7 protein-coding genes and 2 pseudogenes are annotated in these 10,823 nt (G+C 43.1%); 5 read left to right on the top strand and 4 right to left on the bottom strand.

All coding sequences use genetic code 11. The features are described from left to right. Positions 1 to 145: 145 nt before the first annotated feature. Together NJD71_RS06165 and NJD71_RS06160 are read left to right on the top strand one after the other, a co-directional pair. Positions 146 to 481 (top strand): annotated as a pseudogene (locus NJD71_RS06165) (5'-nucleotidase); the annotation flags it as partial. 41 nt (positions 482 to 522) lie between these two features. Next, complete coding sequence (locus NJD71_RS06160; RefSeq protein WP_319051067.1) at positions 523 to 1,125, top strand: rhomboid family intramembrane serine protease; 603 nt, start codon at positions 523 to 525, stop codon at positions 1,123 to 1,125. A 60-nt stretch (positions 1,126 to 1,185) separates the two neighbouring features. Here NJD71_RS06160 and NJD71_RS06155 read toward each other — a convergent pair whose 3' ends face one another. The 3 genes from NJD71_RS06155 to NJD71_RS06145 form a co-directional block, all read right to left on the bottom strand. Further along, positions 1,186 to 1,734 (bottom strand): hypothetical protein, encoded by a 549-nt coding sequence (locus NJD71_RS06155; protein ID WP_319051066.1) that lies wholly within the window; start codon positions 1,732 to 1,734, stop codon positions 1,186 to 1,188. 154 nt (positions 1,735 to 1,888) lie between these two features. Next, positions 1,889 to 3,757, bottom strand: coding sequence for a sodium:solute symporter family protein (locus NJD71_RS06150; RefSeq protein ID WP_319051065.1), 1,869 nt, complete (start codon positions 3,755 to 3,757; stop codon positions 1,889 to 1,891). A 3-nt stretch (positions 3,758 to 3,760) separates the two neighbouring features. Beyond that, the gene (locus tag NJD71_RS06145) at positions 3,761 to 4,021 is read right to left on the bottom strand and encodes a DUF4212 domain-containing protein (protein ID WP_319051064.1); all 261 of its coding nucleotides are present in this window, start codon (positions 4,019 to 4,021) and stop codon (positions 3,761 to 3,763) included. Positions 4,022 to 4,761: 740 nt separating this feature from the next. Here NJD71_RS06145 and NJD71_RS06140 point away from each other — a divergent pair. Then, positions 4,762 to 6,258 (top strand): annotated as a pseudogene (locus NJD71_RS06140) (alanine/glycine:cation symporter family protein). Between the two features lie 136 nt (positions 6,259 to 6,394). Here the strand turns inward: NJD71_RS06140 and NJD71_RS06135 are convergent. After that, positions 6,395 to 8,032, bottom strand: coding sequence for an electron transfer flavoprotein-ubiquinone oxidoreductase (locus tag NJD71_RS06135; RefSeq protein WP_319051073.1), 1,638 nt, complete (start codon positions 8,030 to 8,032; stop codon positions 6,395 to 6,397). A 535-nt stretch (positions 8,033 to 8,567) separates the two neighbouring features. On the opposite strand from NJD71_RS06135, the gene NJD71_RS06130 reads away from it, so the two are divergent. Both NJD71_RS06130 and murI read left to right on the top strand, forming a co-directional pair. Beyond that, positions 8,568 to 9,353: a DUF1285 domain-containing protein gene (locus NJD71_RS06130; protein ID WP_319051063.1), complete on the top strand. Its 786-nt coding sequence runs from the start codon at positions 8,568 to 8,570 to the stop codon at positions 9,351 to 9,353. Positions 9,354 to 9,787: 434 nt separating this feature from the next. Then, on the top strand, positions 9,788 to 10,666 hold the full coding sequence (murI, locus tag NJD71_RS06125) for a glutamate racemase (protein ID WP_319051072.1): 879 nt from the start codon (positions 9,788 to 9,790) through the stop codon (positions 10,664 to 10,666). Positions 10,667 to 10,823: the final 157 nt, after the last annotated feature.

Below are 10,823 nucleotides of genomic sequence, written 5' to 3'. Positions count from 1 at the left end.
TCTAAAAAGTGGTCGATGCCAATCCGTAACTGGACGTCTGCTCTGAATCGTTTTATGATTATGTTTGATGACCGTATCAGTAAGCATTTAATCTAAATGGCAGTTACACAGAATCTGGGATGGTCTCCTACCAGCGGGACTCAAATATTCTCCAATCAAAATTGCTCTAGTGACAGCTCGTAATGCACCAGCTGACCTGCGTGCCATCAAAACCTTGCGAGAGTGGGGCGTCAATGTGGATATGGCGTTTTTTTTGGGAGGGCTTGAGAAGACAGCGGTGCTCAGAACGTTTGCACCGCATATTTTCTTTGATGACTCAATCAAGCATATCGATGCAGCACGTCGTTTCATACCTACGGCACTCGTTCCCTATCATTCAACATCGTTGCTGCATGGGGACAGTTACTTAACCGCCAGTAAGGATGCATCACTGCTGTCGTTCAAGCCTGCTGTACACCCGTTATTTGCTATAAATCAATAAAGCACATATAGATGCGTAAAATATAAAACATAGGATGGGATATGGATTGGCAGCAGTTGCTTAGCTTGATCGTGACACGAATAAAACAAGTTATCGGTTTATATGCTTTTGTACTCATACCGATGTGGGGGATGTTTTTTTTAAACGAAGTGGTGTTATTTGGTCTGTGGAATATCTTTGGTATTGTACCGCGTACGTTGGATGTAGGTAGTATGATTGGGGTATTTGCGTCATGGACCATGCATGGCAACCTGTCACATTTGACCGGCAATACCGTGACATTATTGCAAATTTTATTTTTGTTTGGATTATTTGAGAAAAATGCTTATCGGACAATTATTAAGCTGATCATTGCTTCGGGATTGGTCACTTGGGTAATTGGATCACCGTCTTCTATCCATGTCGGCGCATCAGGATTGTGTTTTGCCATGTTCGGTTACATGATAGGCGGCGCTGTGTTTGCTAGGCGCTGGGGTTACCTAATTGCTTGTATTGTGATGGGTGCTGGCTATTGGCTAACCATCAAGCAAGGATTGATGCCGCAGCAAGGCATCTCGTTTGCTGCACACTTCGGTGGTTTATGCGCTGGATTACTATTGGGGGCTAACTCTAAACATACGTATTCAGCAACTGATTGGCGCTAATAAAAGCAACTTACTATCAGCGTTTAATGAATCAGTATCGTCGTACTAGGCGTTATTGAATCAGATGCTTGCATCAGTACAGACCCTAATAAATAAAAGGTCGTCTGTAGCCAGTTCTCGCCATGCGGTAGTTTGTTTGACATGTTCATCAATCGAAAGGTTACTGTTTTTCTGCGGTATCACATAGTCTGCCCGAGCAGGGGTGTCACAGTCGATCACTTGTAGGATCTTTTGCACACTTCTGCGCCTCTCAAACAGATACAAATTAACCAAATGCATATTTGGGTCATCTACTTGCACGCTAGCATTGCCAGTATCTGCCGCGATAAACCGTAATACTTGCGGCTTAATATAAGACCAGGGGCGAAACCACTCTGTACTTTCGGCAGTTTTGACAACATTGACTCCTTCAGGCAACTGACTCACTTGTTGGTCATACCAGTTGTACTCTTGATGTATTTGAAATCCAAAAATACCAATTGCAGCAAACAAGGGCACCAGCCACCTTGGCGCGCGCTTACCTGACAGTTTACTGAGATGCGCTATGATCAACGCCACCCCAGCCATACCGAATGCGGCAGTTATGGTAGCGATAAACTCAAAAAGCATAAGTATTCCTTAATGCACTAGTCGTCAGGTGTGTTGAACAGTATAAGTACCGTCTAAAAGTTATTCTAATCAGTATCAGATAAAAAATCACTCACCGGCAGTGACTGCTAGTGAGTGAGATAGAGTAACAGAAAGCATAGCATCATTCGTCAAATTAATGATCGACTGCACCGCCAGCACCGCGTGGTGAGCGAACACTCTCAACCAAATCTTGAATGTGTAGTGGTGGTGCTTTGGTCGCATAAGAGACAATGAATGCGACGATAAAGTTAAGCAATGCACCAACCGCACCAAATGATAATGGTGAGATACCAAATAGCCAGTACTCTGCAGTATCAGGGAAGTTGGCAGTACCGCTAATAAAGAACCAGCCTTTGAACACAAATATATAAACCAAGATACTAATCAAACCTGTCAACATACCAGCGATGGCGCCAATATTGTTAATACGTTTTGAGAAAATACCCATCATCAAGGCAGGGAAGAGAGAGGCACCAGCGATACCAAATGCGAGTGCGACAACCTGTGCTGCAAACCCTGGCGGATTCATTCCTAGATAGGTCGCAATGACAATCGCGACACCCATAGTGATACGCGCAACTCGTAGTTCTCCCTTATCAGTAATGTTTGGATTGAGGTTTCGTTTGATCAAGTCATGACTGATTGCTGATGAGATAGCAAGTAAGAGACCAGCGGCAGTTGATAGTGCAGCAGCAAGACCACCTGCGGCGATGAGACCAACTACCCAAGGTGGTAGCTGTGCAATTTCTGGATTGGCCAATACCAAGATATCAGCATTGACATCCAGTTCGTTACCGGCCCAGCCTGCATCGGCAAAGCGGCCATCAACTTCTGTATCGTGTGCGAGACGTGCGGTTTCGACAGCAGTCGTCGCAGCAGCTATATCGCCACCTTCGGTTTGGGCGTTGGTCAGTGCAATCTCTGCTGCACCAAGTCCACTATCGTTGTACATCTGAATACGACCATCGTTGTTAAGGTCAGTATATTTGATTAGACCAGTATCTTCCCATGTTCTCATCCAGTCAGGACGTTGATCATAGTTGATAGCAGGCTCTGCAACCCCTTGTGGGTAGATAGTATCAACAAGGTTTAGACGCGCCATCGCACCAACGGCAGGTGCCGTAAAGTACAATAGCGAGATAAATACCAATGTCCAACCAGCTGTCCAGCGTGCATCGGCAACTTTAGGAACGGTAAAAAATCGAATAATAACGTGTGGTAGACCCGCGGTACCAATCATGAGTGATAACGTAAATAGCACCATGTTTAGCTTATTAGGTACGTCAGCGGTATATGCCGTAAAGCCCAAATCAGTGACCACTTGATCAAGCTTGGTCAAGATAGGAACACCAGATTCAATATGGTTTGAAAACAAGCCCAAACCTGGAATCGGATTGCCCGTTAATTCAAGTGAGATAAAGACAGCAGGAATCGTATAAGCAATGATCAGAACCACATACTGCGCAACCTGCGTATAGGTAATCCCTTTCATGCCCCCAAGAACCGCGTAAAAGAAAACAACGACGGCCGCGATAATAAGACCTGTATCGTTATCGACTTCTAAGAAACGTGAAAATGCAACACCAGCACCTGTCATCTGACCAATAACATACGTGGTAGAGGCGATAATCAAACAAACAACAGCAATCATGGCAGCTGTTTTTGAATAAAAACGATCGCCAATGAAGTCAGGCACGGTAAATTTGCCAAACTTACGCAAATAGGGCGCAAGTAACATGGCTAATAGTACATAACCACCTGTCCAACCCATCAGATAGGTTGAGGCGCCATAACCACCAGCAGCAAGCAAACCTGCCATAGAAATAAAGGAAGCGGCACTCATCCAGTCAGCTGCGGTTGCCATACCGTTCACAACAGGGTGGACACCGCCGCCTGCTACATAAAACTCACTGGTAGATCCTGCACGAGCCCAAATCGCAATACCGAAGTATAGAGCGAATGATAGACCCACAAAAATAATATTAATGACATACTGGCTCATAGTCTATTCCTCGTCTACGCCATATTGTTTATCTAATTTATTCATACGCCAGGCGTAGAAGAAAATTAAAATAATAAACACCACGATGGATCCCTGCTGGGCGAACCAAAAGCCCAAGTCAGTACCACCAACCTTGATGCCGGCTAAAAGAGGACGTAGCAAGATGGCAAAGCCGTAAGAACATAGCGCCCAGATAACTAGGCTACCTGCAATGAGACGAATATTGGCTCGCCAATATCCAGATGGATCGTTATGACCTTTCATAGGACAACTCCTTTTGTCTTACCTAAAAATATCCACTATATAAAACGCCTTGAACTATTTTTATGATAAATACTGTCATAGAAATAGACTGCAACTACCTTATATAGTGCCAATGACGATGCACCGCCACATATGTATTTATCGACAATTATTTAGCAAAATAAATACAGTGTTGGACACGACATTGAACCCTTGAATATAACTATCAAATATAGGATTTATCGAGGAAGACAGAAGGGTAGGACTATCCGATGTCTTTTTCTTAATCTCGTCTTCCTGACAAGAGTTCTAACAATTTTAACGCTCTAAGTGCAAATGCAAACTGAAAATTATAAAATAGCACCAACGAATGTAGGGTTATCTTAGCACGATTAAATAAATATGATTATAAACAAAAAATCATATTTAACGTCATTTTTGCCAAAAATTAGTTTGGAAAAGGTAGCGATAAGTAAGTGCATGACTGAAAGTGTACGACAAATATCCAGTATATGCATTTAATTTATTACTCAATATATTTTATATAAGATGATTTACAAAGATTATTTATTTCAAAAATAAAAATAAGGAACCAATAACCAAACGTGATGGTCGCACGCGACTGAATATCTATATCATGCACAGGACATTTTGGTATCGAGCAATATGACAGAGTTGTTTGACTAAGATTTTGATCAATCAAAATACGGTATCAATGCAAAATTTAAATGAAGTATATAAAGTGTGAATAAGGAGTCCGCATGAATGAAGGGGTAATCGGGTGGTTTAATAGCATCGTCAATTATGGTGTTGGCATTATTTGGGGTAATAACGATTGGTTGATCGCGAGCAACCCTTGGTACGGGCTACTAATGTTCTTACTGATAGGTGCGGGTCTTTATTTTACTGTGGTGACACGATTTATCCAGTTTCGGCACTTTGGTCATATGTGGAAGCTGCTGCGTGTATCTAACCAAGGACGCAAAGATGGCGGTATCAGCTCATTTGAAGCATTGATGACGTCACTGGCAGCACGCGTAGGTACTGGTAACTTGGCAGGGGTGGCGATTGCCATCTATTTAGGTGGTCCGGGCGCTGTGTTCTGAATGTGGATGACGGCACTTGTCGGTATGTCGACAAGCTTTATCGAATCAACTTTGGCGCAAGCATATAAAGTACCGCACAATGATAATGTGTACCGCGGTGGCCCTGCTTACTATATCGAAAAAGGTCTGGGCAAGCGCTGGCTTGCGGTATTTTTCTCGTTGTGTTTGTTAGTGGCGTTTGGTTTGGCATTCAATGGCGTACAGTCCAATACCATTGCCCAAGCCACCAATGAAGCGTTTGGTATCCCAACGTGGATGACAGGATTGGTATTGGTAGTATTGGTAGCGCCAGTGGTATTCGGTGGGTTACGTTCAGTGGCTCGTATCGCAGGCAAAATCGTACCCGTTATGGCGATCTTGTATATCTTGCTAGCACTATTCATTATTGTCACTAACTTTAGCCAATTCCCAGCCGCAATCGCATTGATTGTAAAATCAGCATTTGGTTTTGAGCAAGCGGCAGGCGGTGTCATCGGTTATGGTATTGCACAGGCGATGATTAACGGTATCAAACGTGGTCTGTTCTCTAACGAAGCAGGAATGGGCTCAGCGCCGAATGCTGCGGCAACAGCAAAGAGTCATCCTGATCACCCAGCAGTACAAGGGTTTATGCAGATGCTAGGCGTATTTATGGATACGCTTATTATTTGTACCGCAACAGCATCAATCATCATTCTATCTGGCGTGGTCGATCCTAATGTCGAACAAGAAGGTATCCAGCTGACTCAGTTAGCGCTATCGCAATATGTGGGTGACCTGGGTGTGATATTTGTCGCTATTGCTATTTTCTTCTTCTCATTCACCTCTATCATTGCTAACTATAGCTACGGCGAGTCAAATCTTGAATTTATCTCTGGTGCCAAAAACGCCAAAGTGATGATTATGATTTTTCGCTTTTTAGTGCTTGGTATGGTGTTTGTTGGCGCTATTGCCAGTCTACCTGCCATATGGAACTTTGCTGACTTGTCTATGGGGCTAATGGCACTAGTTAACTTGGTAGCTATTTTAATGCTATCTCCTGTAGCGCTGAGAATCTTGCGTGACTACGAGCGTCAGGTAAAAGAAGGTAAAACAGGCGATCAGATTAAATTTAACCCTGATAATTTCGTAAAACTCAAAAATGAAGCCAACCGTGATGCGTGGACAGATTAAGTAGCATTGATCAACGAAAATGGTTTGTTCTAGGCATTAAAAAACCGCCTTTCTCTTTTGAGGAGAAGGGCGGTTTTCATTGGAGTGCAGTTTTAATGATCTTAACTGCACCAGCGTGAACCAGAATTACTCTGATTTACATGTTTGGATAGTTTGGACCACCGCCACCTTCTGGTGTTACCCAAGTGATGTTCTGTGAAGGATCTTTGATATCACAGGTCTTACAATGTACACAGTTCTGCGCATTGATGACAAACTTAGCACCTTCAGCATCTTTGACCACTTCATATACACCCGCTGGGCAGTATAGACGTGCAGGCTCAGCATACAATGGTAAGTTGATCGAAACAGGCACCGTTGGATCAGTCAATTTTAGATGCGTTGGTTGATCTTCTGCATGGTTGGTATTAGAGATAAACACCGACGACAACTTATCAAATACCAGTTTACCATCAGGCTTGAGGTAAGTAGGCTGATAAGCGTGGTTAGCACGCTCTAACTGATCATAGTCCGGAGTGTTATCATGTATGGTTAATGGCATCTTACCTTTTAGCAAATTGTGCTCGATAAAGATAAAAGCACCGCCCATGAACTGCCCCATACGATGCATCGCTGGTGAGAAGTTACGTGACTCATAGTTGTCTTGATATAACCAAGACTCTTTGTACATGGTGCTATAAGCAACCACTTCATCATGCTGACGATCTGCTTGTAGCGCCTCAAAGATCGCTTCGGCTGCGAGCATACCTGACTTCATCGAAGTATGAGTACCTTTGATTTTTGCTGGGTTTAAGAAACCTGCATCATCACCCACCAATACGCCACCTGGGAAGGTAAACTTCGGCAATGAGTTAAGACCGCCTTTGGTCAACGCACGGGCGCCATAAGAGATACGCTTGCCGCCTTCTAATACATTCTTGATAACAGGGTGTGTTTTCAAGCGCTGCATTTCATCAAATGGAGACATATAAGGGTTGTGGTAAGATAAATCAGCCACAAGACCAAAACTTACTTGATTGTTTTCATCAAAGTATAACCACCAGCCACCAGTTGAGCCAGTCTCAGTCAATGGCCAGCCAAGACCATGCATGACAACGCCTTGCTCGTGCTTCTCAGGGTCGACGTCCCACAGCTCTTTTAGACCAATACCATAGTGCTGAGCATCAGAATCTTTGTCTAGATCAAAACGGCTGATCAAACGCTTACCCAAGTGACCACGGCTACCTTCAGCAAAGATAGTGTATTTTGCAAGCAGCTCGTAACCCGGCTCAAAGCTAGGCTTGGCTTCACCATTCGCAGCCACACCCATATCACCCGTCAACACACCTCGTACCGAGCCATCGTCGTTGTACAAAATATCATCGGCAGGGAAGCCTGGGAACATCATGACTTCAAGCTCTTCTGCTTGTACCGCTAACCAGCGAACCACATTACCCAATGACACGATGTAGTTGCCATCATTGTGCATAGGCCCTGGAATCAACGAGTGAGGCACTTTGGTTGAGCGTGTGGCAGAGTTCAGATAATAAAAACGATCTTCTGTCGCTGGCACATTAAGCGGCGCGCCTTTTTCTTTCCAGTCTGGAATCAGCTCATTGAGCGCACGTGGCTCGATAACGGCACCAGATAACGTATGAGCACCAAACTCTGAGCCTTTTTCGACCACACACACCATAAACTCATCGTTACCTGCTTCGATAGCGAGCTGGCGTAAACGAATAGCAGCAGACAGACCTGCAGGTCCACCACCAACGATGATAACGTCGAATTCCATTGATTCGCGCTCGATTTCAGGTTCCGCTGCCACAGGCTCTACAACTGGAGCTGCTGTCTCTGTTGCTACTGGTGCATCAGCATTCACAGTGTTGTCATCAACGACTGGCGCTTGATTGTCTTGCTCTTGCATACCTACTCCTAAACTTTAGTGGCTTATCTCAGGGCATCATTAGCTTAACAACTGAATAATAGACTTGCGGCGCTAACGTCACTCAGACATATGGCTGCCCGATAAAACTGTCTTTGCGGTATCAGTTAATACATCGGTGTCGTGAATAATTTATTCAAGGATATCAACACATAACGTAAATTATGTCATTAACATAATGACCGCTTGACCATCTCAATAAAAAATCGTTACTCATTATAAAAGAAAAGTCCTACAAACACGATACGCATTTATGAGTATAGGTGTTAAGGTTATATTGAATAAACGAGTGTACTTGAACAATATCGTTTCATCATACCCGAAACAAAAATTTATAGTAATAATAGATTTGCCAAACTTTGAATACTAAATAAAGGATTGAGCGATGAGTAATGATAATAACAAGACTAACGAAGATGTAAATCACAGTGCTGAAGCCCCAATTGATAAGGCCTCTAGCATCAATAATGTAGATGCATTAAGTCAATATCTCAAGTCTGCTGCTGGGGCTCGTGAAGGGCGTGCGATACCACCACTCGACAAATGGCATCCTGAGGATATTGCCGATATGGATCTGGTCATAAAAGCAAACGGTGAGTGGTGGCATGAAGGTGGACAAATGACCCGTGAGTCACTTGTCAGTTTGTTTGCTACTATTTTGTGGAAAGAAGAAAATAACGGCATTACTGAGTATTTTCTAAAGACGCCAGTACAAAAAATACGGATTCAAGTCGAGGATGCCCCGCTTCTAATTAACGATGTTGGTATTGTCCATGAAGACGATGTGAGTTGGCTGGAGTTTACGACGACAACTGGTGATGTAGTGCGTTTGGATGATGAGCATCAAATCACACTACAGGCGTATAATCCTAAAAATAAGGATATAGCTGCGCCTGCAGATTACTCATCAAACGTTAAGCACAACGACCTTGAGAATGAAAACTTTAATGAAAGCCTCAATAGTGAAAACATGGATCACAGTAAAAACGTTACGACCGATGAGCCAGTACGCCCCTATATGTTGGTTAGAAATGGCTTGACCGCGCTTATTGGACGCAATACCTTTTACCATCTAGCAGAGATTGGCGAATTGACAGAGTGTAATGGTGAGACCATATTGACTTTACGGAGTGGTGGACAGGATTACTCATTATCTATGCCAGCTAATTGAGCTATTAAGCTGCAATAATGTAATAGATAGCAATCAACAGAGAGACTTCTATTGATTGCTATCTGATGGTGAATGTTATAGGTTTATAGCTTTTACAAATTATAGTGGTCTGATAATGGCTTGCTACGGTGAGATTCGCCGTACAATTAGGCTGTCTTTGGATCATGACCAAACATTGGAATCACACAAAGTGTAAGATGTTTAATTGAGTGATGAAAACATAAATAATATGAAGATAATCACATGCATACAAAAGTAGCGGTAGAGTAGACATGGATACTACCGCAAATAACATAATGACAGTGGAGCCTGTGCAAGCAAATTCTCTAGCGCGCGTAAACACTTTAGACGGTAATTCTGTTAAAGACGCTAGGATTAGTAAAGCTGATATCAGTAAAAACAATATTGTCAAAAACAGTATTGGTACAAACAGTATGACTGCCAATCGTAAAGTGCGTCATGCGCCAATAGGATTGTTTGATTCTGGCGTTGGTGGTTTATCTGTTTATCTACATTTAGCTCAACAACTACCCGCTGAACATTATATATATTACGCTGATACCCTCAATGTCCCCTATGGCAACCGCGATAGCGAGGACATTGAGACGTTGACATTGAATGCGGTGGAATGGCTGTATCAGCAAGGTTGCAAGTTGATCGTTATTGCCTGTAATAGCGCGTCCGCTTATGCTTTAGACAGAGCAAGACGTTGCTACCCAGAGTTGCCTATTGTCGGCTTAGTACCAGCACTAAAGCCTGCTGTATTGGCCAGCAAGAGTGGACATGTTGCAGTACTGGCTACCAAAGCCACTTTGAATGGTACATTGCTCAATGATGTCATTAGCAATGTGGCTGACCCTAATGGCACATTGGTTACCAAATATTTTGATCCACAATTGGTGCCTTGGGTAGAGTCTGGAATGCCAGTGCAAGACGAAACCGCACAGCGATTGCGTCAACAGATACAAGCATTTGCTGATGATGGCGTGGATCAGCTGGTGTTAGGTTGTACGCATTACCCATTTTTTAAGGCTTTTTTGCTTGATGAAATTGTGCGACAGCAGCTATCGATACAAGTGGTTGACTCTGGGCAAGCAATCGCTGAGCGAGTCAAGCAGTTACTGGTAGCAAATCAGATGTCTGCAAGCTTAGATAGTGAAACAAAAGATTATCATTCAGAAGTGATTGGTAAAACAAAAGTTGATATTAGTTATCCATTAACTTTTCATGCTACCAAATATAGTGATAGACTAGGCGCTTTAGTTGTGCGTTTACTTGGTAGAGAGACTGTGCTGCAATACCACACTGAGTAAGTGCTGATAGTACTATTTAAGCTAATCCTTACTCGGTTTGTTGATTTATTTGAAACAAGCTGAGTGCAGTTTTGTTAGAATATGCTAGGCTGTGCAGAACAAGATATTTGTGCTCTATTTCATCTTACACCTATTTATGCCATCACCTAAGCTCAGA

The sequence above is a fragment of the Psychrobacter sp. PP-21 genome (assembly GCF_033790785.1).
Classification (GTDB): Bacteria; Pseudomonadota; Gammaproteobacteria; order Pseudomonadales; family Moraxellaceae; genus Psychrobacter.
This window is presented reverse-complemented; position numbering and strand designations above follow the sequence as displayed.